The sequence below is a fragment of the Anaerobutyricum soehngenii genome (assembly GCF_009697165.1).
Classification (GTDB): Bacteria; Bacillota; Clostridia; order Lachnospirales; family Lachnospiraceae; genus Anaerobutyricum; species Anaerobutyricum soehngenii.
Window position 1 is genome coordinate 56,537 of sequence record NZ_VULP01000007.1, and the last position, 22,812, is coordinate 79,348.

The 22,812-nt window shown below is 39.8% G+C and carries 20 protein-coding genes; 10 read left to right on the plus strand and 10 right to left on the minus strand.

The genetic code is table 11. The annotated features are described in order from the left end of the window. Window positions 1-18: 18 nt before the first annotated feature. The 4 genes from FYJ25_RS05120 to FYJ25_RS05140 all read right to left on the minus strand — a co-directional run bounded on the left by FYJ25_RS05120 (window position 19) and on the right by FYJ25_RS05140 (window position 2,253). Window positions 19-231: a hypothetical protein gene (locus FYJ25_RS05120; protein ID WP_002584948.1), complete on the minus strand. Its 213-nt coding sequence runs from the start codon at window positions 229-231 to the stop codon at window positions 19-21. Then, a complete protein-coding gene (mobV, locus tag FYJ25_RS05125; protein ID WP_002575862.1) occupies window positions 215-1,159 on the minus strand; it encodes a MobV family relaxase in 945 nt (314 codons plus the stop codon). Before mobV ends, FYJ25_RS05120 begins: the two co-directional genes overlap by 17 nt. Before the next feature lie 173 nt (window positions 1,160-1,332). After that, entirely contained in the window at window positions 1,333-1,728 is a 396-nt protein-coding gene (locus FYJ25_RS05135) for a replication initiator protein A (protein ID WP_002575861.1), read from the minus strand. Window positions 1,729-1,839: 111 nt separating this feature from the next. Further along, the gene (locus FYJ25_RS05140; protein ID WP_002575860.1) at window positions 1,840-2,253 is read right to left on the minus strand and encodes a cysteine-rich VLP domain-containing protein; all 414 of its coding nucleotides are present in this window, start codon (window positions 2,251-2,253) and stop codon (window positions 1,840-1,842) included. Window positions 2,254-2,481: 228 nt separating this feature from the next. On the opposite strand from FYJ25_RS05140, the gene FYJ25_RS05145 reads away from it, so the two are divergent. Both FYJ25_RS05145 and FYJ25_RS05150 read left to right on the plus strand, forming a co-directional pair. Beyond that, window positions 2,482-2,745 carry a hypothetical protein gene (locus FYJ25_RS05145; RefSeq protein WP_002575859.1) on the plus strand — a complete coding sequence of 88 codons (264 nt, stop codon included), beginning with the start codon at window positions 2,482-2,484 and terminating at the stop codon, window positions 2,743-2,745. A 78-nt stretch (window positions 2,746-2,823) separates the two neighbouring features. Continuing rightward, complete coding sequence (locus FYJ25_RS05150; protein ID WP_002575858.1) at window positions 2,824-3,624, plus strand: helix-turn-helix domain-containing protein; 801 nt, start codon at window positions 2,824-2,826, stop codon at window positions 3,622-3,624. Between the two features lie 80 nt (window positions 3,625-3,704). On the opposite strand, the gene FYJ25_RS05155 is transcribed toward FYJ25_RS05150, so the two are convergent. The 6 genes from FYJ25_RS05155 to melB all read right to left on the minus strand — a co-directional run bounded on the left by FYJ25_RS05155 (window position 3,705) and on the right by melB (window position 13,010). Further along, the gene (locus FYJ25_RS05155; RefSeq protein WP_002584949.1) at window positions 3,705-4,925 is read right to left on the minus strand and encodes a Mef(A)/Tet(V) family efflux MFS transporter; all 1,221 of its coding nucleotides are present in this window, start codon (window positions 4,923-4,925) and stop codon (window positions 3,705-3,707) included. A gap of 1,153 nt (window positions 4,926-6,078) precedes the next feature. Next, a complete protein-coding gene (locus FYJ25_RS05170) occupies window positions 6,079-7,065 on the minus strand; it encodes a substrate-binding domain-containing protein (protein ID WP_154580723.1) in 987 nt (328 codons plus the stop codon). 20 nt (window positions 7,066-7,085) lie between these two features. Beyond that, the gene (locus FYJ25_RS05175) at window positions 7,086-7,727 is read right to left on the minus strand and encodes a hypothetical protein (protein ID WP_154580724.1); all 642 of its coding nucleotides are present in this window, start codon (window positions 7,725-7,727) and stop codon (window positions 7,086-7,088) included. Between the two features lie 388 nt (window positions 7,728-8,115). Then, window positions 8,116-9,885: a sensor histidine kinase gene (locus tag FYJ25_RS05180; protein WP_243145685.1), complete on the minus strand. Its 1,770-nt coding sequence runs from the start codon at window positions 9,883-9,885 to the stop codon at window positions 8,116-8,118. Then, entirely contained in the window at window positions 9,875-11,473 is a 1,599-nt protein-coding gene (locus FYJ25_RS05185; protein WP_154580725.1) for a response regulator, read from the minus strand. The genes FYJ25_RS05180 and FYJ25_RS05185 overlap by 11 nt, the downstream gene beginning before the upstream one ends. A 142-nt stretch (window positions 11,474-11,615) precedes the next feature. Further along, the gene (melB, locus tag FYJ25_RS05190) at window positions 11,616-13,010 is read right to left on the minus strand and encodes a melibiose:sodium transporter MelB (protein WP_021906491.1); all 1,395 of its coding nucleotides are present in this window, start codon (window positions 13,008-13,010) and stop codon (window positions 11,616-11,618) included. 268 nt (window positions 13,011-13,278) lie between these two features. Between melB and FYJ25_RS05195 the strand changes: the two genes are divergently transcribed. The 8 genes from FYJ25_RS05195 to FYJ25_RS05230 all read left to right on the plus strand — a co-directional run bounded on the left by FYJ25_RS05195 (window position 13,279) and on the right by FYJ25_RS05230 (window position 22,799). Then, entirely contained in the window at window positions 13,279-13,884 is a 606-nt protein-coding gene (locus FYJ25_RS05195; RefSeq protein ID WP_154580726.1) for a methyltransferase domain-containing protein, read from the plus strand. An 83-nt stretch (window positions 13,885-13,967) separates the two neighbouring features. Continuing rightward, window positions 13,968-14,405, plus strand: a complete 438-nt coding sequence (locus FYJ25_RS05200) for a metal-sensing transcriptional repressor (RefSeq protein ID WP_330399828.1) — start codon at window positions 13,968-13,970, stop codon at window positions 14,403-14,405. Between the two features lie 940 nt (window positions 14,406-15,345). Then, window positions 15,346-15,780 carry a MarR family winged helix-turn-helix transcriptional regulator gene (locus FYJ25_RS05205; RefSeq protein WP_154580727.1) on the plus strand — a complete coding sequence of 145 codons (435 nt, stop codon included), beginning with the start codon at window positions 15,346-15,348 and terminating at the stop codon, window positions 15,778-15,780. Window positions 15,781-15,816: 36 nt separating this feature from the next. After that, a complete protein-coding gene (locus FYJ25_RS05210; protein WP_154580728.1) occupies window positions 15,817-16,413 on the plus strand; it encodes a cytidylate kinase-like family protein in 597 nt (198 codons plus the stop codon). Between the two features lie 97 nt (window positions 16,414-16,510). Continuing rightward, window positions 16,511-18,955, plus strand: a complete 2,445-nt coding sequence (locus FYJ25_RS05215) for an ABC transporter ATP-binding protein (protein ID WP_154580729.1) — start codon at window positions 16,511-16,513, stop codon at window positions 18,953-18,955. A gap of 1 nt (window position 18,956) precedes the next feature. Beyond that, a complete protein-coding gene (locus tag FYJ25_RS05220; RefSeq protein WP_154580730.1) occupies window positions 18,957-20,822 on the plus strand; it encodes an ABC transporter ATP-binding protein in 1,866 nt (621 codons plus the stop codon). Window positions 20,823-21,373: 551 nt separating this feature from the next. Further along, the gene (locus tag FYJ25_RS05225; protein ID WP_005349716.1) at window positions 21,374-21,673 is read left to right on the plus strand and encodes a helix-turn-helix domain-containing protein; all 300 of its coding nucleotides are present in this window, start codon (window positions 21,374-21,376) and stop codon (window positions 21,671-21,673) included. Next, window positions 21,639-22,799: a type II toxin-antitoxin system HipA family toxin gene (locus FYJ25_RS05230; RefSeq protein ID WP_096238902.1), complete on the plus strand. Its 1,161-nt coding sequence runs from the start codon at window positions 21,639-21,641 to the stop codon at window positions 22,797-22,799. The genes FYJ25_RS05225 and FYJ25_RS05230 overlap by 35 nt, the downstream gene beginning before the upstream one ends. Window positions 22,800-22,812: the final 13 nt, after the last annotated feature.

A 22,812-nucleotide genomic window follows, 5' to 3' on the forward strand; every position in this document is an offset into this window, starting at 1 on the left:
TGATGGGTTTGGAAAACCTTATGTCCCGGCTTCCTCACTCTCCCGCTTGTCGGCGTACTTGCGGAACACCTCATAAAGCTGCTGTTCCAGTTCCCGGCGTTTGGCTGCTTCCTGTTCCGGCGTGAACACCGGGGAGAGATTTTCCAGTGTGATTTCCTTTCCCTGAAAAGTCACGATTTCGATTTCCTTTTTGTATCTGATATTACTTATAAGATCACCTTTCCTTTCCATGCTGCCGCTGTTGCCGTTTCAGTTCCGCTAAAATCTCCGGCGGGATACGGTCAACCAGCCGCCGCATATCGTCCAGTTCGCTTTTTAACTTCGCCCGTTCCATCGTGTCATTCATCTTGCCTTTTTCGCTGGCCTTTGCCCTGACTTCCAGCTTTTCATTTTCCGCTAACAAGTCATTGATTGTGACCTTGTATTTTTTCAGTTGCCCGGAGAAGTTCTCCATCTGCGGAAACCACTTTTTCAGCATGGAGAGGGCTTCCTCTTTCTTCTTTCCGGCGTTCAGCGGGGTAATGCCGGAGAGAACCGCTTCAATGGCCCTCGCCTGTTTGGAGAGGTTGACCGCCTGTTTGAACAGCCGGGTGGGGATATGCTTCCGGCCCGTCTTGCTGGCGCTTTCCCCACGCTCCAGGTCGGGGTACTGCTCCACCATACAGGCGTGAAAATCGTCCTGCCACTTCGTCAGATTGGCCCGGTTGCCGATAATTTCTTTGGCGCACAGGCGGTTGTCCTTTGTCAGCGGCACAAAGACCAAGTGCAGATGGGGCGTTTTTTCATCCATGTGTACCATAGCCGAAACGATGTTCTCCCGGCCCACCCGGTCAATGAGGAAGTCCGCCGCCCTCTGGAAGTAGGCCGCTATCTCCTTTGGGGACTTGCCCTTGAAAAACTCCGGGCTGGCGGTAATCAGCGTGTCCACAAACCGAGTGCTGTCCTTGCGGGTGCGGCATCTGGCCTGCTCGATGCGGCTCTGAATGAAATGGTAGTAGCGGCCATCCGGCTTGACGATGTGGAAATTGTACTTGCTCCGGCTGGTGTCAATGTCCGGGTTGCTGGCGTACTGCTCCTTTTTCCGTTCATGGTGGGCTTCCAGCGGCCCCGCCGGGTGGCCCTTGTGCTTCTCAAATCGCAAAATTGCGTGTTGTGCCATTGAACTCCTTTCCCCATTCCATTCCTTTCCGGCGGGTTTTCCCGCCGAAAATATCTCTGATAGGATTGGAATGGAATGAATGTAAATAGATGGTTTTAATCTCTGTATTTCTATATACCGTCAGATTTCCGTACTTCAAGAGGATTGATTTTCGTACTCGCCAAGTACGGTTTTCAGCCCTCCGGCGTACCATAACCGGATTTCTTGAAGTCGGTGTTTGGAACCGCTTCATAGGATTTCGGGTAAATGCGGTTGGGTTTTCCACAGCCCTGTTTCTGGATTTCCACCAGCCCCGCATACTGCAACTCCCGCAGGGTGTTGACCGCTTTCTGCCGCCCGCAGCGGAGCAAAGCGACCACCTCGCAGATGGGGTAGTACAGGTAGACCCGCCCGTACTCGTCCGCCCAGCCGTTCTTCCGGGACAACTCCGCCCGGCGCAGGACAAAGGCATACAGCACCTTCGCTTCGTTGCTCAAGGGCTGGAATGTGGGTGCTTCAAAAAGGAAATTGGGGAGCCGGGTGAAACTGAACGCCTTTTCCGGCTGGTGAATATAAATCGTGTTTGTCATAGCGTGTTTTGTGGACGGTTAGAGGCCCGTTTTCCGGGGCGAATGATAAATGATACCAGCCGCCCCGGTTGAGGGCTTGCGGAGCCTTGCAAATCAAGGCTTTTCCCGCTCTTAACTGTCCACAGCAGACCTCCTTTTCCGTTCACTTTCTGTTTTCTGCCGCCTGTGAACTCTGGCGGCGCAGTCCGGGCAGTATTTGCCCCGGTTGGACTTCGGGACGAACACACCGCCGCACTCCGCACAGCGTTTCAAGTCCCTGTCCCGGTAAATCTCCGCTTCCAGCGTCCTGTCCAGCGGCAAGACCGCCCAGCGGAACCACTTGCAGCAGACGGAGAACGAAATCATCTGCGGACAGGCGCAGGTGTCGCCATCGTCCAGCGCAAGGCAGTTTCCGTCCTCGCAGTTGCAGCACTCCCGGCGTATCAGGCCGCTGGCTCGTCTCTTCTGGGGCGGGGTTATGCGGTAGGGGGAGCCGTCCGGCCTGTGTTCCAGCGGCGGCAGGTGTTGATAGGGTCTTTTGCTCATGCGTCCCTCCGTTTTCTTTGGCGTGTTCTGTTTCCAAGGTGCTTGTCCATCGATGAACTATCCCAAGTCTACACCTTTTTGACCGCCTGTGCCGTATATCCAAGAGGTAGGAAATCAGCCTGAAAAACTCCCTATTTCCACGCTCTCGGATTTGTGATATAATCAAAAAAAGATAAAAGACAAATTCAGGTTTCTGGTCTTCTTGCACAAAATAAAGGAGGAGCTATTATGCAAATTGTTTATATTCCAAGCGAATCAATGTCTGTTCAAGGTAAAAAAGATGAAATCTATAAAAGATATGGGAAAGACTGGAATATTAGAGAACAGGGAGGAGGTAACGGAAATTGGTTGTTGACCAGAAAAAGTGATGTGCTTGTAGATGGAAAAAGTTATCGTACTTTTGTACTTGAACACTACGGTAAATCCAAGCTGACAGCGAAGCTTGTTGATAAATTTCGTGAAGATGTAGCAAATGGTAAAATAAAACTGTAAATGCCTATGCCGTTATGCTATGAGCATAGTACATAGCATAACGGCTTCTCTTTCGTTGAGCTAGCAAGGAGGGTGAATATGTCTTTATCCATACAAGAGCGATTAAAAGACCTACGTGTGGAGCGTGGCTTGACGCTGGGGCAGCTTGCGGAGCAGACCGGGCTTTCCAAGTCTGCGCTGGGCAGTTACGAAACGGAAGACTTCAAGGACATCAGCCACTATGCCCTTATCCGGCTGGCGAAGTTTTACGGTGTGACCGCTGATTATCTGCTGGGGCTGTCTGAAATGAAAAATCACCCAAACGCCGATCTTGCAGACCTGCGTTTGAGTGATGAAATGATTGACCTGCTGAAAAGCGGGAGGATAGACAATACCCTGCTGTGTGAGCTGGCGGCGCACCCGGATTTCCCCCGGCTGATGGCTGACCTTGAAATCTATGTGAACGGAACGGCACTGAAACAGGCGCAGGGTGCAAACGCCATAGTGGACACGATGAGCGCAACTGTTATAAAAAAGCATAATCCTGGCATGAGTGATACGCAGTTAAGACAGCTTATCACCGCCCATATTGATGAGGACGAGTTTTGCCGCTATGTGATACAACGGGACATAAACGGGATTGCCCTTGCTCTGCGGGAAACACACAAGGACGATTTTTTCAGCGTCCCAGAGGATAACCCGCTAAAAGAAATGCTGGAAACTGCTGGTGAAATCGTCAGCCAGGACAGCGACACGGAACAAGCGTACTTGGCGTTTATCTGCAAACGGCTCAAGCTGAATTTTAGGAAGCTGTCAGTAGAAGAACGGAAGTGGCTGAAAAAGATTGCGGAAAAATCCGACTTGCTGAAGAATCCAAAACCGCAGAGAGGACGAAGATAAAAAATGCCTGAACGGCGGTTCTGGTTTTTCAGAACCACCATCCAGGCATTTTGTTTAGTAATAGAAAAAGGTGCAGTTGATTATTGCGTATTGTCAATCTCTCTCAAACCGGGTAGTAAAAATACGGCAAGCGCAACGATGATAATGCCAATTCCGCAAATGACAAACCATTTCTCAACTCCCAGCCGCTCCGCCAGAGGCCCGGAAATGACAAGGCCAAACGGCATGGCGAGGGAAGCGGCGCTTGTCAGTAGAGAAAAAACTCTCCCCAGATATTCTGGTTTGACCGTTTCTTGAAAAATCGCATTTTGCACACCGTAAAATGGAGCGGAAATTCCCATAACAGTACAGCACACAACAAAGACAAGAAATGCGTCTGGCGGCAAAAGCCCGGAGAGCATATTGCTAACGCCCATCAGGAGAACGGAAAGACCGATGGTGTACCGCCGTTTCTTAAAACCGCCCCAAATGCTCAGAATGACTCCGCCAAGCAGCATACCAACCGCAAAAGCAATTTCAGCGGCAGAGGCATGGGCCGGTGTTCCTTTGAAGTATGACATACAGATGAGAGGAAAAAGCGTACTGATTGGCATATAAAAGAACATATAAATTACACCAATCCAGAGCAGAGCAAAGAGGCCCCTGTTTTGCTTTAATACCACATACCCCTCTTTCATATCCTGTAAAAACTGTTGTCTTTTCGTTTCTGGACATAGTTCAGGCGTTGGTATGGACGAAATCGCAACAGTCACACAGGCAAGGATTGCACCCACAATATCTAACAATATAATTGCATTAAGAGGCCAAACAGCATATAAAAACGCTGCGGCAGCTGGACTGATAATCGCACTTACTGCTTGCATGGTCTGCGTGTAACCAGCGCATTTTGTAAGTTCCTCTTTTGGCACAATCATAGGTGTTGCTGCGCTGAATGCTGGAGAATGAAAAGCAGTTCCCGCACTTCGGATTAACAGGACAACCATAATAGACCATACGGGCAATTCCATGTAAAACGCCACCAGCGCCAGAATACCGCCAGCGGCGGCAATTATCAAATCCGCACCAATCATTACGCTTTTACGGCTGTGCCGGTCAACAAAAGCACCTGCAAACGGGCCTAAACAGGCTTGCGGCAAAAATCCAATCAGTGTTGCCGCCGTCAATATGATTGCAGAATTAGTTTTCGCAACCAAATAAAAGATAATGGCCATTTGCAAAATACCGCTGCTAATAAAGGATATTGCTTGTCCGGCAAGAAGTGTAAAATAAGTTTTTCTCCATGAATTGTTGTTTTGGGTCATAATGCGAACCTCCTTTTTTATTGCATTGTTCCTTTGTTTCTGCAATAAAAAGCAGGCGTTGTCCCACAGAGAGGGCAGACGCCTGCATAACAACAAAGCACGAAAAAACACCACGATACAGTTCAAAGACTGCTCGTGTCAAACCTACGTGTTCCTTTGCATACGCACGCAAAAAAAGCCCACCATCATGTGGAAAGGTACTTCTACTTTTTATTGCTTATTAGCGTACACAAATTAACACACGTAAGCCTCCTTCCAATCTCAAACTGTCGCACAGTATAACACACATCCGATAGACTTGTCAACCATTTTTAACCTTGTTTTCCATCTTGTTTTTCCATCTCTTACGGGCAGTAGCAAAGCCAGGCGAGCCAGTCAACGGTCAAGATGAACGGCGCTTTCAGCGCCGCCGTTGACAGTCTCGCCCGTCTTTGCTAATGGGTAATCAAGGCGGGAAAGCCATTTTAGGGCTTTCCCGCCCATTTCAATTTTGGGAGAAGAAAGGCCCCAAAATGAACGAGTGCGGCCAAACACTTTTAGGGATTGGCCACCTTGTCCACCCATCCAGCGGGGCGGCGGGGAACGGTCAAGGCCGGGCGTCAGCCCATTCATTTCAGCCTTGACGGTTTCCTGCCGTCCTGCTACTTTTCCCGGAGTGTGGCCACACATCTGGTCACGGTGTCCAGAGCTTTGGGACTTTTTGTCCCATAGGCCGGGGGCGGAGGACGAGGGACGGGGGCTTTCATAATACGCCCTGTCTGCTGCTGAAATCAGCCCTTTGTTTCCGGCTTACCAGCCCCAAACAAAGCCCTGCTTTCCTGCCGCGTCAAATGCCCTTGCCCTCCCCGGCGGCAACGGTATTTTCAGGGCAACGCCGACAGAGCGTATAACACACTACACTTTGCTCCGCAAAGTCGTGTGCCAAATGGGGCGCTGCCCCCTTTGGAAACCCCCGCAACAAACAGGTGCTATGCACCCAGCCGGGAGCATAGCGCCGTTTGTTGTCAGCAGCCCGTTTCACGGTCTGCGTGTAGTTCCTTGTAAACTGACCTAAAGATAAGATAAAATATAATGAATGAAATGACGATGTTATAAGATATACGCTCGGAATTTTGATACCGGTTTTCGGTTGATATTCCGAGCGTAAGTAGTTTTAGCGCTGAATGGCAAAAGGTGTACTGTACCATATATTAGCATAATCTCTGGTATTATGGTTTAAAATATCTTTAAGTAATTTACATATGTGTGTGATCTGGCTATTTATGTCATTATCAACTGTACCATATATCTCTCCGGATTTTATTTTCTGGTGCATTTCGGGATTATTATTAATTCCGATAATCAGGGGAAGGCTCATGTTATGCTGCTTATAATAGTCATAGACACCAAGTGCCATATCATCATTATTACATATAACTGCTTCTGCGGAATGAATGAGTGTTTTATCTAAGTTTGCAAACTTTTCAGTCGCAAGTTGGCGCTGCCAGTCAGCAGAGAGATTGGCGAGCTGATTGAGAGGCAGATTTTGGCTGTTTTCAAGGAAACCATTTGTTCTTCTTATAGAATCAAAATGTGTTTGTTCTCCTTCAATAAGAATATAATCGAGCGTATTGTTTTTATTATGATCTAATTTTTTCTGATTTTCTTTCCATGCGTTTTGAAGCATATCCGCCTGAATTGCACCAGCCTTTTTTGCCTGCGTTCCCACATACCATGTCTGTTTGGAAATAGATAAATCTTTTTTGTCTGTTTCTCTATTAAATAAAATGACAGGAAGTTTATGGTTCGCTGTCTTATTTAGGACGCTAGCAGCAGAAGAAGGTGTTACAAGATTGATCAATAAGGCATCAAAGTTCTGCTCATACATGTATTGAAGCTGATGTTCCTGGCGATTGGCATTACCTTCGGCATCAAAGATTTCATAAAGAATTTTTTTGCCGTTAAAAGTACAAGTTTCAAGTTCGTTCTGAAGTTTGTCAATATAGTCGCTCATAAAGGTGTCATCCATGTCATAGACAGCGATGCCTATATGAGTGTACTCATTTTGGGGTTGCGGTAGCTTCCATATTGTTATAGTGCTTATTAAAATAATAATTAGTGTAAACAAAATGGAATTATAATTAAAAAGATTTGTTTTCATAACTAAAATCCTCATTTTTGTTAATTTGCCAGTAGAGAGTTTAGTTTTCCACTTTCGATAGTCTGTTTATCTAACTTTTGGCATGAAACAATGATATTTTGCATATGTTTACTGCGAGAGTAGGAGTCAATCATTTGGATACTCTTATATCCAAGTTTATAAGTGTTCTTAATGTAGATATGAGAATGCTTGCTTTCTGCAATTTTTTTTATTATTTGAGAAGTAATTGGAAGGCAGTAGGCTTTTTCTGTAGTTTTCTCAAAGGTAGCGTAATGAATAAAGGATGACGTCATCGTTTCTGTAATTGCTAATAGGTTACTGTAGTCATAATGTTTGTTAGGTTCTGTCATATATTCTTCCGGATAAATCAAAAGAATGCCAATTACATGATTGTCCGTCTCTTTTTTTACTAAAGAATCCAGATCCTTGGCAGAGAGCTGCTCTTTATACCAGAAGTCAAGAGTAATAGAGTTGTTACAGGCATAATCGCGCAGGGCATCTAAAATTCTGGAAGTTTTTTTATTATAGGAAGAGGACAGCAGGACTACTACCGTATTTTTGCTTTTGAGGTTTGTATGGTTCATCATACATTGGGAAGAAAAAAATGCAATCAAAAGCATTAATATAATTAACAGTACATATTTTTTCTTATTATTTTTCATAAATAAAATCCTTTCGTTTGCCATAGGCGGAAACCCACTATCTTTAGGTGGTGGGAGGAGCCTTGTTAACTGTTACCTAATATGCTACAATAGCCGTAGCAGTTCTTAAAGAGAAAACCGTTAGATGTGCTGCTCATTAAAGGCACTCTTTTGTACATTGACAAGATATGAGGTTGCAATACGAAATTCGTGTATTGCGTAAAATCTTAACCGTAAAAGATTTTTTACTGTATAGCATGGGAAGTTTAGTACCTGATACAGTTACAGATGAGCATGTCTTGTCTGTAAAGGGTGCTGTCAGCCACCCTATGATGTAACGCCACTTTAGATAGCAATATCTATCGGGGATTAAAGGTCGGAGGTGTAATCCGTTAGTACGACTGGGCAGTTACAAGCCCATGACCTTTAGGTCGTGGGTAGTTGACCAATATCCAATATCCTCAACTTTCTTTATTTTCGGAATGATGATAGAGGCAGTTGTTCCTTCATCAAGTTCACTGGTAATAACAACACCGTATGCATTGCCGAAAATCAATTTAATTCTCTCATCAACATTTCGTACACCGATACCAGAACCACGTTTGCTGGAGACTACTTTATTGTGCATGATATATTCAATCGTTTCTGGAGGCATACCAAGACCGTTATCAATTACATCAATATGAATGAGCGAGTTTTTTTCATAGATAGAAATCTGGATTTCACCATCATCATAAATTCCTTCCATTCCATGGTAAATAGCATTTTCAAGTAATGGCTGAATGGACAGCTTAGGGCAGAGATATTGTAAAAGATTTTCATCTGCCTGTACAGAAAAATCGAATTTATCTTTAAAACGTATGTTTTGAATAGAAAGATAGCTGGTTGCATGCTCTAGTTCTTTTTTTAGTGAGATAATATCCTGTCCCTGACTTAAGGAAATACGGAAGAATTTTGCAAGAAGAGAAACCATCTGCTCTGCACCTTTATATTCACCACTCTGTATCATCCAGATGATGGAATCAAGGGTATTATATAAAAAGTGAGGGTTAATCTGAGATTGTAAAAGTTTCTTTTCCATTTTTCGTTGTTCACGTTCATTGTTACGGATTTCGTCCATTTGTTTTTGTAACTTTTCTGCCATGATATTAAAATGAGCGCTTAGTGTTTTTAATTCTCCGATGCCATTTTCTTCTGCTTTTGCCTGGTAATTTCCTTTTCCAAATTCCCGCATTGTGTTAAGTAACCGGTACACAGGATTAGTGAACTCATGAAAGAGTAAAATATCCATAAAAACAAGAAATATACCGACCATAAGTAAGATAATCCATACAACATAATAAACACTTATATTTTCTGTATGTATATTGAACAAAGAACTGACGAGGACAATATTCCAGCCGGTATATCCAATCTGCTGTCGTTCGATCAGCCATTTAGTACCCTGAAATTTATGTATTTTATAATTTGTACAGTTTAAGGCTATATTGATAGTTCTTTCTTTATACAGATCGGAGGAAATGCGTTGCATAAAAGGATGGTAAAGAAAAGCCGAATTATCATCTAATAAATAGCAGTAAGATGTCTGCGTATTTTTATAATGTTGTAAAATTGCATCGACAGAATCTGTATAATATTGCATTAAAAGAATACCAGGTTTCATTTTGCCATGGTCAATATATTCAACATATCGGCTGATCTGGAATACATGTTTTACTTTATCAGGATAGACGAGCTTCTTTGGTCCATAATAAATTGTTTCGATATTATTTTTTGCTTGTGTAAACCAGCTTTCCTGAGTAGCAGGTGTGGCTGATAAATGCGAAGAATGCCATAAAGAAGTTCCGTTGATATCATATAGGGCAAGCCCGTTAATATACTCTGAAGAACTGTTTTCTATATTCGATAATATCGAAGAAAACGCTTCATCCTGAAGATCATATTTTTTAATTGTATCATAATAAATCGTGTTAATTGTATCATTGATGGATTCAATTTCGTTTTCAATATTTTGTGCAAGTACATTTTTTTGTCTATTAGTGTCCTCTACAGTTTTTTGAATAAAATAAGCAGAGAGGTAATGCGAAAATAAAATCATGCAGCTTATGATACAAAAAGCAATTGATACAGACATGATGAGCGGAAATAAAATTCGAATGCTCATTTTTTTATTTTTCATTGACACTTCCTCCAAGTTTTCGATATTTTACTGGAGAAATACCACAGTGCTTTTTAAAGACATAGCTAAAATAATTTGGTTCAGGATAACCTACCATCGTTCCGATAACATGGCTTTTGTAGTCAGTGACATCAAGTAACATTTTTGCGGCTTCCATTCGTCTGTTAATTAGATAATTTAAAAAAGTAGAGCCGGTTTCCTGTTTGAAAATTTTGGAAAAATAGGAGGAGCTTACATGTAGTTCCTGACAGATGGATTCTACAGATAAATCAGGTTCCTGGAATCTTTCTTCCACTAATTTTTTTGCATTTTCAGCTAAGATTACGTTGTTATCTACTTGTTTTTTCTGTATTAATGTACGTATTAACTGAAAATAATTAATAAGCCAGTTATCAAGTTCTTCTCCCGTATTTAAAGAAAGAATTTTCACAGCCATTTTTTTGGAACCGGCAAATTCTTTATCGGAAGTAAGCTGATATTTTTTATAAAGACGAGAAAGAGAAAAAGATATTTCCAGTACAACGATTTGATATTCACTTAAGTTATAATGTGAAGAATGAAGATGTTCAAGCATAGTTATAACAGCTTGTTTTAATTCTTCTTCAGAACAACGTGTAATAATCTTTTCGATAGAATCTACTTCAGAATTCCAGTCTTCCTCTTTTTTTTGAAGAGGCAGAATGTCATTATAGTAAGTATAACTTTCTTCTTGAATAACAACGTTATAATCAAGCGCTTCAAGAGCCTGCTGATACAGCAGAGGGAGTTCTTTAATGGTAGTTGTAGAGGAACTGATTCCACAGGATATTCTGGTATGAAAAATACGTTCAATTAAAACAGAAGCCTCTTGTATTGTTCGAGTGATTCGTTCAATATCATGTTTTTTATTTCCGCATAGTAAAAAGACTTCTTTATCAATAATTCCAAATTCATAGAGAGAACTTATCTTCTCCAAAGCTTCTTTTATCGTCTCTTTAATAGAAAGCTCAGAGAGAACATCAATTAAATTCGTTGTTCTTATTTTTACAGTGATAATATGGAAGACAGCATAATTGAGATTTAATTTAAGGTTTTTAATCTGAGAGTCGTAGTATTCATCTGTTACAGGTTCGGTCAAAAGCTGTGTCAAAAACTGTTGTCTAAGAAGAGGAATACTTTCCGCATAAATGTTTTCCAGACGGGTTCGGTTCAGTTTTTCTGCATATTCTTTTTCAAGTTCTTCATGTATATTAGTTAGAAGTTTTTGCATTTCATCGTAGTCGATTGGTTTCATAAGATATTGGGATACCCCATAGCTGATCGCCGTTCTGGCATATTCAAAATCATCCCAGCCAGAAAAAAGAATAATTTTTGTATTTATGTAATTATCATGAATAATTCTGGATAGTTCCAGACCATCCATAAAAGGCATTTTAATATCGCTGATTAAAAGATCTGGATGATATTCTTCTATTAATTCCAGAGCTTCTTTGCCATTTTGGGCGGTTCCGACAACTGAAAATCCAAGGCTTTCCCAGTCAATACCGTTTTTCATGCCAAATAATATTTGTTGTTCATCATCTGCTAAAATAATGCTGAAATTTATCAAAATTTTTTCCTCGTTTTGTGTAATATTTGAATGTTAATATTCAGGTTATAATATTTAAATTGTAACATAAATAAGGACAAGCTGATTATTTTTTTAGGAAAATCAACTTGCCTTACTTATAATATTTTTGTACAGTATCCTGTTATTCCTGTTCGGAGGATGTGGAAGAGCCTGTAATTTTAGAAATTACTTTTTTCATAAATTCATCATTAAGTTTATATTTTGTTTTAAATACAACGTAAGCAAGAATAATTCCAAGAGCAGGTACGATACACATCAGTATACGTATGGAATTTTGTGTTGCTAAAGTTTGTACAGTATTAGGAACATATCCGGTTAACTCTAATACGAAACCGATTGCTAATGCTGTGAAAGCAGCAGTAAATTTTACGATTAATGTCTGAAGAGAGAATATAACACCTTCATTTCGAACCCCTAAGACATACTCGCCGTAATCAACAACATCTGCAAGGAAAACAGTAGCACATCCAAGCTCCAGACCAGTACCGGTTTTTACGATAATTCCGGCAATAGCAGTTAAAGGGATATTAGAAGGACAGACAAATCCAACAACAAGCAGTAAAATAAGTCCAACTGGTGGAAGTGTACATGCAAGTAAAAATGCTTTCTTTCTAGATAATAATTTTGTGACTTTAGGGAAGATTAATAATCCTACTACTTCTGCAACGGATGCACTGATCATAAAGGCAGATAACATTCCGGCATTATTGCATACATAGCTAAAATAATAGGTAGCAACACCCATAATAGCTTGAATTCCAACATTGTATAATAAAATTAAGAGAACAGCCCATCTTAACTGATCATTCTTTTTAATTACAGTAAAAATATCGCGGAATTTCATTTTTTCTGTTGTTCCAGTATTTTGTTGTTTCTTTGGCAGGTTAATAACACAGACAGCCATTGTGAATATAAATGTAGCGGCGATAATTAATGCGAATCTGTGATATCCGATATAATTTCCACCAAGTCCTTTAATAATCTGTACACCGAAACCAGCAATGATAAGGGACTGACCGATACTGGCAAAAATTCTTGGTAAAACAGATACCTTTTCACGTTCTTCTGGATCGGAAGTCAGATTAGGAATGATAGACCAGTATGGAATATCCATAATTGTGTAGGTCATTCCCCATAAGACATAAACAACAGATGCGAATACACAAAGACTCACACCAGATAGATGAAAATCAGTAAATACAGTAACAAATACAAATGAATTGATTAATGTTCCAATAACAAGCCATGGTACGAATTTTCCCCACCGGCTTCTCGTATTATCAACAATCATACCCATAAATAAATCATTAAAAGCATCCCATAACTTAGCAACAAAAAACATGGTTCCTATGAAAGCAGGAGCAACTTTAATGATATCTGTAAAATAAATCATAGAAAAGGTTGCGATCATTCCATAGATCAAATCTTTTCCTAATGCACCGAAAGCAAAGCAATATTTTACTCGGCCTGGTATTTTTCCCTGGTATACTACACCACTGTTACTTTTGTTTTCCATTTTGACCTCTCCTCTTTTTTTATTGGTGTTTTTTGACTTGGTTGAAGTTTAACATTTTGCCGAAAAGAATGACATTTGATATTCTATTCAAAAAATATGAATTTCTATTTTCAGGAATTGGATTGAAAATCAGCTTATGATACAGTACACTAATGGGAAAGTATGCACAAAAAGATTCCGAGAGTGCATAGGTAAAAAGTGGGGAATATCAATCAGATATATCGGACATATTAGACATATTATATAGAAAGGCTGGAAGCGGAAAAATATGAAAGAGAAAGAAGATATAAGAGAGAATAAATGGGACAAACTATTGAAAATACATACAATGGGACGTGATGATTCTAACGCAGATCAATACCATTATCCATATGAACCTACACCATATTCTGTATTAGAAAGATTAGCTAATACAGGAATCATACGAAAAAATAATACACTGCTTGATTATGGCTGTGGAAAAGGGCGTGTAGACTTTTTCCTTTCATATCAGACCAGGTGTACATCTGTTGGTGTGGAATATGATGAAAGAATCTATAATAAGGCAGTAGAAAATAAAGAAAGTGCTATTTCTACAAGAAGAGTATCTTTCAAAGCGGAAAATGCAGAATATTTTGCTGTACCAAAAGAAGTGGATAGAATCTATTTCTTTAATCCATTTTCCCTGGAAATATTACAAAAGGTAATGCATAAAATATTAGAATCTTACTACGAAAATCCTCGGGAAATGAAATTACTTTTTTATTATCCGTCAGATGAATACATCTCCTATTTAATGACAGTAAATGAATTAATATTTGCAGATGAAATCGACTGCAGAGATTTATTCCAGAAAAATGATTCCAGAGAAAGAATTGTGATATTTGAACTTTAAAAATAATCTTGATTTCTAAGAATACTCTTTTTTTGATACTGACATTATTTTTGAAACAAAATAAGACTACGAGGTAAAATAAAATGGAAAATAAACATATTCATGAAAACGAATATATAAAAAATAAAGATAAAACACAAAATAAATACCATATTCATGAAGCAGCTTATATGGACGAACATATGCAGGAATATGTAGGACAGCATATATATGAACATACACATATAGATGAACATGGGAAAGCTCATACACATACTCATAATCCAGAAACCGTAAAAAATGAATTGAATCGTATTGCCCGCATTATCGGCCATATGAAGTCAATCAAGACGATGATTGAATCGGGGAGAGACTGTAGTGAAGTTCTTATACAGTTAGCAGCAGTTGATGCCGCAATAAAGAGCCTAAGCAGAGTTATTTTAAAAGAGCATATGTCAACCTGTATCGTCGATGCGATAAAAACAGAAGATACTGAAGCAATTGAAGCATTGAATGAAGCAATAGACAAATTTATAAAATAAAATACTAATTTGAGGGACTAAAGAAACGAAAACCAGAAATTTGATAGAAAAGAAAATGTGAAGATAGTCGCTTCGTAGAAAATGCCTGACCGGCATTTTTACTGGCTCCGACATCACATTTTCTTTTCTATCAAATTTCTGGTTTTCTGTCCTTTGGCTCCAGATGGAAATTAGTATTTAAATCTTGGATGGGAATAAGGGGATTGTCCAGAAGGCTATGGTTTTTAATCAGAGAACTGTTTCCCCATAAGAAATTCGCCATAAAAAAATAGCAGTGAAGGTCAAAGCCTTCCAATTAATAAGATTTCTTTCTCTATAATTCCGTTAAAATTTCGTTAACAATTCCTTTTCCTTTAGAAGACCGGCTACAAATCCAGTGGGAAAATATTCTCCTCTGGAGATTTTTATTCTAGTGAAAACCATAGACTTCTGGACAATCCCCTCTTTTTCCCTCAGACTAAAATACTAATTCCTCATCAAGAACAGACAGCCGCTGAAACAAACTTTTATGCTGAATTGTAAGAAAAGCTATGATAAAGAAAAAAGAATTGTTATAAGTATTGTATTTTGTGACTTTGCGCTATGGAATTCTGACCATAGGAACTTGGGACTCGTTTTTCCCAAGTTCCTGTTTTTCTGGGCAGAATGGAATGCTTAGCGCAACGGAACAAAATCAAACTTATAACAATTCTTTTTTCTTTACAAGACTAACTACAATTCGGCTTGGTATCTTCTACATAAAGCGGTGTCTGTCTCCCCAGTAAATTAGTAGTTTGTTATTGACATTTTCTTGGAAAAGGATTATGATATACAAACAAGTTCGCTAGTGAACAGATTCCTAACGAACTAAATAAAGGAGATATGAAAGAAAATATGTATTCTCATAAAAGCAAGCAAGGAAAGCTTTGAAGAGTGCATGATAACAAACGGAGGATAAAATATGCGAGATTCTATGATTAATATCTGTGGAATGAATATGCGTAAGCTTTTGGAGAAAAAATCTGAAGTGCTGGTGCAGAAATACGGAGTGAGAAATGTGGAGTTGGAGATTCTTTTGTTTTTATATCATTCATCATGTGGAGATACGGCGAAGGATATCGTAGAGCAGAAGAATTTATCTAAGGCGCATATTTCAAAGTCTGTGGATAATTTGCGGGCAAAGGGATTCGTTGTTTTGATAGAGGATGACAATGATCGTAGAAAGAGACATATTGAGTTGACACAAAAAGCGGAGGAGGCAGCGAAGGAGATGTTAGAAGTTCATAATGATTGTAAGCGTATTATTATGCGGTATGTGACAGAGGAAGAAAAGGCAGTTATGGATCGTGTGATGCAGAAGATGCTTCGCAGTTTGGATGAGGAACTTCAAAAGTAACAGAGTTAGTCTGATTAGAAGAAAGGAATGTAGTATATGAAGTCAATGGCAATAGAAAGGGAATTTGGCAGCGGAGGACGGGATATCGGAATTCGCATTGCGAAAGAGGCACAGATTCCTTACTATGATGGACAGCTGCTGATTGAGGCCGCTAAAAGATATGGCATAGAGATTGCAGATCTTAAGGAGTTTGACGAGAATAAAGTAGGAAGTCTTCTCTATAATATCGCGATGATGGCAGGCTATAATCAGTATGAAAATATGGCGAAAATTAATGAGATTTTCTATGGAATGAAAGAGACGATTAAGAGTCTTTATGCAGAAGGTCCGGCGGTTTTTATCGGAAGATGTTCTACAGAAATTTTGAAATCCTGCGAAGATGTTGTGACAGTTTTTGTCCGCTGTAGTGATAAGGAGAAGAGGGTACAGCGCATTTTTGATAAGGAAAATGTAGATACGATGCAGAAGGCACGTCGTTTAATGGACAGAAAGGATTGGGGCAGGGAAAGGTATTTTAAGTTCTGGACGAAAAAGGACTGGAAGGACGAGAAGAACTATGATCTGATTCTTGATACAGCGAAGCTTTCTTTGGAGGAGTGCTCAGAGATTTTATTGAAGAGGATGAACGAGTAGGCATTGGAAAGCATAATAATAAACGATGCGAATTTTTGATGAACATAGTAGTCAGAGTAAAATTGTTTTGACAAAAAGTAATTGGAGGACATAAAGAATGACAAAAATATTTAAAAATATGGCCCCATACTGGTATATGATCGTTGCGATTGTATTATTGCTTATTGTGCAGGCGTTTGGCGATTTGTCGCTGCCGCAGTATACGTCAGATATCATTGATGTGGGAATTCAGAATAAAGGTGTGGAGCATATTCTTCCTGTGAAAATGATGGAGGATGAGTATGAGATTTCGCAGTTGTATATGACTTCAAAAGAGAAGAAAGTATGGAAAGATACTTATGAGAAAAAGGGTGAGTATTACATTTGCAAAGTAGAAGATGAGGAGAAGCTGGATCAGTTAGATGATACATTTCTTACAGCGATTTTCTTAAATCATAACATGTCAAATGTAAAAGAATCGCAGTTTAAGAAGATGATTAAGAATTCGATTGCTTCGAATCCTGCGATGGCTCCGATGAAGGATAAAATAGATGATATGAGTGTCGATGAGATTGGAAAGATGCTCAACATGGAGTTTAAGAGTTTTCAGGAGGAAGATGATAACGGGAAAAAGGTTACTTACGTTGATGTGCGCCCGATGCTGTATCAGATGAGGCAGACAGGCATGATGAGTGCCAAAGATATCCAGAAGTCCAGAGAAGAAATCGAAAAGAAAATGAACGATATTGGAGAGAGTACTTTATTTTCTACAGGTGTTGCCTATGCGACAAAATGTGATAAAGCTGCAGGAGTAGATATCGATAAGATACAGACAGATTATCTCTGGAAAGAAGGCGGCCGTATGCTTGGAATTGCATTTATGATTCTGGTAGCGGCGATTGGAGTCGGTTTTCTTGCTTCTAAGGTAGGTGCGAGTATTGGCAGGGATTTGCGTGGAAAAATCTATAAAAAGGTTATGGGATTTTCAAATGCGGAAATGAACCGTTTTTCTACAGCATCTCTTATTACAAGAAGTACAAACGATATTCAGCAGATTCAGATGGTTACAGCAGTTATGCTGAGACTTCTTTTGTATGCACCGATTATCGGAATTGGTGGAATTATTAAAGTGTATCAGACCGGAGCAGGAATGGAATGGATTATTGCTCTTGCGGTTGTTGTGATTCTCGGATTTGTTATGCTGCTTGTTTCGATGGCGATGCCGAAGTTCAAAATTATGCAGACATTAGTAGATGGTCTTAACCTTGTTTCCAGAGAGATTTTAACAGGACTTTCTGTTATTCGTGCATTTGGCAGAGAGAAAACAGAGGAAGAGCGTTTTGATGAAGCGAATAAAAAGTTGACAGGTACGCAGCTTTTTACAAACCGTATTATGACGTTTATGATGCCGGGAATGATGTTTATCATGTACAGTGTTACCATTCTGATCACATGGGTTTCCGCACAAAAAATTGATGCGGGTACGTTACAGGTTGGTGCGATGACAGCGTTTATTACTTATGCAATGCAGATCGTTATGGCATTTCTTATGATGACAGCGATGTCTATTATGGTACCAAGAGCGGGTGTTGCAGCAGATCGTATTGATGAAGTTCTTAAGACAGAAGCTTCTGTTCAGGATGTGAAGAAGCCAGAAACGCTTAAGGAGCATAAAGGTGTTCTGGAATTCTCACATGTAGATTTCAAGTATCCGGGAGCAGAATATAACGTGCTTTCTGATATTGATTTTAAAGTGGAGCCAGGCAAGACAACGGCAATTATCGGAAGTACCGGCTGTGGAAAGTCTACGCTGGTTAATCTGATTCCAAGATTTTATGATGTGACAGGTGGACAGATTACATTAGATGGCAAAGATATTCGCCGGATTTCTATGGAAGAACTCCGAGAGGAAATCGGATTTGTGCCACAGAAAGGTGTTCTTTTCTCCGGAACAATCGCTTCTAACCTGCGATTTGGAAAAGCAGATGCGACAGATGAGGATATAAAAGAAGCAGCAGAAATTGCCCAGGCGACAGAATTTATTGAGACGAAAAAAGAAAAATACGACAGTCCAATTGCCCAGGGTGGAAGTAATGTATCTGGTGGACAGAAACAGCGTCTTGCGATTGCAAGAGCGATTGCGAAAAAGGCAAAAGTACTTGTATTTGACGATAGTTTTTCTGCACTTGATATGAAGACAGATGCAGCACTTCGTAAGGAATTAAATGAAAAGGTGCAGGATGCATCTATCGTAATTGTAGCGCAGAGAGTCAGTACGATTTTACATGCAGACCAGATTCTTGTTTTGGATGATGGAAAGATTGTTGGAAAAGGAACGCATGAAGAACTGCTGAAAAACTGTGAGGTATATCTTCAGATTGCAAAGTCACAGCTTTCTGAAAAGGAGCTTGGACTTGAAAAATTAGGTTTGGTAAAAGAAAAAGCAGAGAAAGAAACAAATAAGAAAGAAATCCTTTCTACAAAAATTGATGAGAAAGAAAATAACAAATTAAAGAAAAAGTCTGATGACAGGAAGTTAAAACATAAGAAAGGAGGTAAGTAAAATGGCTGAAAATAAAGCAGGAACATCAAACAGAGGTCCAATGGGTGGTCGTGGCCCAATGGGCGGCGGAAGAAGAATGATGCATGGCGGCGAGAAGGCTAAGAACTTTAAGGGCTCTTTTAAAAAGCTTTTACGTTATATTGGAAATTATAAATTTGCGATTCTTGCGGTAATGATTTTTGCGGCAATATCTACAGTATTTTCAGTAGCTGGACCAAAGGTTATGGGAAAGGCAACTACTGCGCTGGCCGAAGGCCTGATGAAAAAGATTGCCGGAACAGGCGAGATTGATTTTACCCGTATCGGAAAGATCCTTTTGCTTACTTTAGGATTGTATCTGACAAGTACAGTGTTTAACTTTTTACAGGGATGGATTATGACAGGCGTAACACAGAAAATATGTTACCGCCTTCGAAAAGAAATCTCGGAGAAAATTAACCGTATGCCGATGAAGTACTTTGAAAGTCGTACTTATGGTGAAGTTCTTTCAAGAATCACCAACGATGTAGATACATTAGGTCAGGGATTAAACCAGAGTGTAACGCAGGTTATTACTTCAACAGCAACGCTTATTGGTGTCGTTGTAATGATGCTCACCATTTCACCGTTAATGACATTAATTGCATTTATCATTTTACCGGTATCGGCAATCTTAATGTCTACAGTCGTAAAGTTTTCTCAGAAATATTTCCGCACACAGCAGGAATATCTTGGACATATTAATGGACAGGTAGAAGAAAGTTATGGTGGTCATCTGGTCATTAAAGCATTTAACAAAGAAAAAGATATGGTAAAAACATTTGATGAAACCAATGGAGTCTTATATGAATCTGCATGGAAATCTCAGTTTTTGTCAGGTTTAATGCAGCCAATCATGGCATTTGTCGGAAACCTTGGGTATGCCGGAGTTGCCATTTCCGGTGGACTGTTAGCAATTAGAGGAACGATTGGTGTCGGTGATATTCAGGCATTTATTCAGTATGTAAAGAATTTCACACAGCCAATCCAGCAGATTGCGCAGGTTATCAATCAGGTACAGTCCATGACAGCAGCCTCCGAGAGAGTATTTGAATTCTTAGAAGAAGAGGAAGAAGATCAGGAACACGAGGGAGCGGTATCTGTAGAAAACGTAACAGGAGAAGTGAAATTCTCTCATGTGAATTTTGGCTACAATCCAAATCAGACGATTATCAACGATTTTTCCGTAGACGTAAAGCCGGGTCAGAAAATCGCAATTGTCGGGCCTACCGGTGCAGGAAAAACAACAATGGTGAAACTGCTTATGCGTTTCTATGATGTAAATAGTGGTCAGATTCTTTTAGATAATCATGATGTTCGTGATTATAACAGACGTGATCTTCGTAAAGCATTTGGAATGGTGTTACAGGATACATGGCTCTATAAAGGAACTATTATGGAAAATATCCGTTATGGACGTTTGGATGCAACAGATGAAGAAGTTATCGAGGCAGCAAAAGCAGCTCATGCAGACAGCTTTATCCGAACACTTCCGGGCGGTTACAACATGGAACTTAATGAAGATGCAAGTAATGTGTCTCAGGGACAGAAACAGCTCCTTACTATCGCAAGAGCTATTTTGGCAGACAGCAAGGTAATGATTCTTGATGAGGCAACATCTTCTGTAGATACTCGTACAGAGGCTCTTATCCAAAAGGCGATGGATAACCTGATGGAAGGAAGAACGAGCTTTGTTATTGCGCATAGATTGTCTACGATTAAAAATGCAGATGTGATTCTTGTGATGAAAGATGGAGATATTATCGAACAGGGAAATCATGAAGAATTGCTGGAGAAAAATGGTTTTTATGCACAGTTGTATAATTCGCAGTTTGAAGAAGCAGCATAATAGAGTTTGAATTCTGGTTTGCCGCAGGCAAGGAGACGCGCTTAGTAAATAAAATAACCTATATTTGTGACTTTAGTCGCTGCGGTTTGAATACTCGCTTACACACTCTCGTATCCAAACCTTGCTCCGAGGCCACAAATATAGGTTATTTTATTTACTGAGAGCTGTCTTTGGAAGTTGAAGAATAGTCAGAATTTATGTTTTTGGGCAACTTGATAAGAAAAGTATGAAAAATATATATTCAAATATTTGAATGTGTATTTTGGGACGAAAATGATAAGTGAAATACACTGGTTTTAAGATGAAAAAAATCAAGGTGCGGAGTGTTTGATTTTAATGCTGGAATAAATTTTTGCCTTCTTGACATATTATTTTTAAAGAGGTAAGCTAGTTATAAAATAGTAGATAATATATTATCTAAAATAGCTTAAAAACGGAGATTTTAGATAATATATTATCTAAAAAATAAGAATAAATATGAAAATATGAATAAGATTGAGCACAAACAAGATTGAGTATAGAATAGTGGAGCAAGAAAAGGAGATACATTGATGGAGGCGTTGGTTTGGGAAACGGCGGAAGAACTTGATATGAAGCTGGCGCAGAGGGTGCGGAATATTAGGCGGAGGAGAAAGATTTCGCAGGAGGAACTTTCTCGTATGAGTGGGGTGAGTTATGGTTCTGTGAAGAGGTTTGAGGCTACGGGGAAGATTTCGTTGTTGTCGCTTACGAAGCTGGCGATGGCGTTGGATATGGCAGATGAACTTCGTGAGTTATTTACACAGGTTCCATATCGGAATATTCAGGAGGTTATTGATGAAAGAAAACGGAACACTACAAGTTTTATATGATGGAAAAGTAGTTGGAAAGCTGGCATTAATGGCAGGAAGAAAGATTGCATTTGAGTACAGTGAGGAATGGCTGGAAACAGGATTTTCTATTAGTCCTTTTTCTTTGCCGTTAAAGGAGCAGGTTTTTATACCAACAAAAGAGTATTTCGGCGGTTTATTTGGTGTTTTTGGGGATAGTCTTCCTGATGGGTGGGGTAATTTATTATTGAATCGTATGTTGTGGAAAAAAGGAATGAAGCCAGAAGAAATGACAATGCTGAATCGTTTGGCGATTGTGGGACAGTCCGGAATGGGAGCATTGGCATATCGGCCGGAGGAACATTTTTCTTTTGAGCCGCAGGGATATGATTTAGATGATTTAGCATTACAGTGCCAGAAGATATTGAATACAGAGTATTCGGAAAAATTGGATGAGTTATATTTGCTGGGAGGAACCAGTGGAGGTGCTAGGCCTAAGATTATGACGGAAATTGATAGAGAGGACTGGATTATAAAGTTCCCAGCTCATGTAGACGGTCAGGATGCAGGAGAGATGGAGTATGAGTATGCTTTATGTGCGAAAGCGTGTGGAATTGATATGACGGAAGTGCGGCTTTTTCCATCAAAGAAATGCAAAGGCTATTTTGGTATTAAGCGTTTTGACAGAGAAAGGATAGTAGATGGAATAGAAACAAAAGTAAAAGCAGGAAATAAGAAAAAGAGGATTCATATGTTAACAGCAGCGGCACTGTTGGAGCTGGATTTTGAACAGCCGAGCCTGGATTATCATAGTCTTATGAAATTGACTAAGATTTTGACGAGAGATAATGAAGATGATGTAAGAGAGATGTTTCGCAGAATGTGTTTTAATGTATTTGCACATAATCGGGATGATCATTCTAAGAATTTCACATATTTGTATGATGAAATGAAAAAGGGATGGCGATTGAGTCCTGCGTATGACCTTACTTTCAGCAATACTTACTATGGAGAGCATACCACAATGGTAGATGGTAATGGAAGAAATCCAGGGAAAAACGAACTGTTGGCGGTGGGGCTGCAGGCAGGTCTGGAAAAAAGCTGGTGCGAGGAAGTAATAGAAAAGATGAAAAATACGGTGGAAGAACGATTGGAAAAATACTTATAGAGGTGGAAGTATA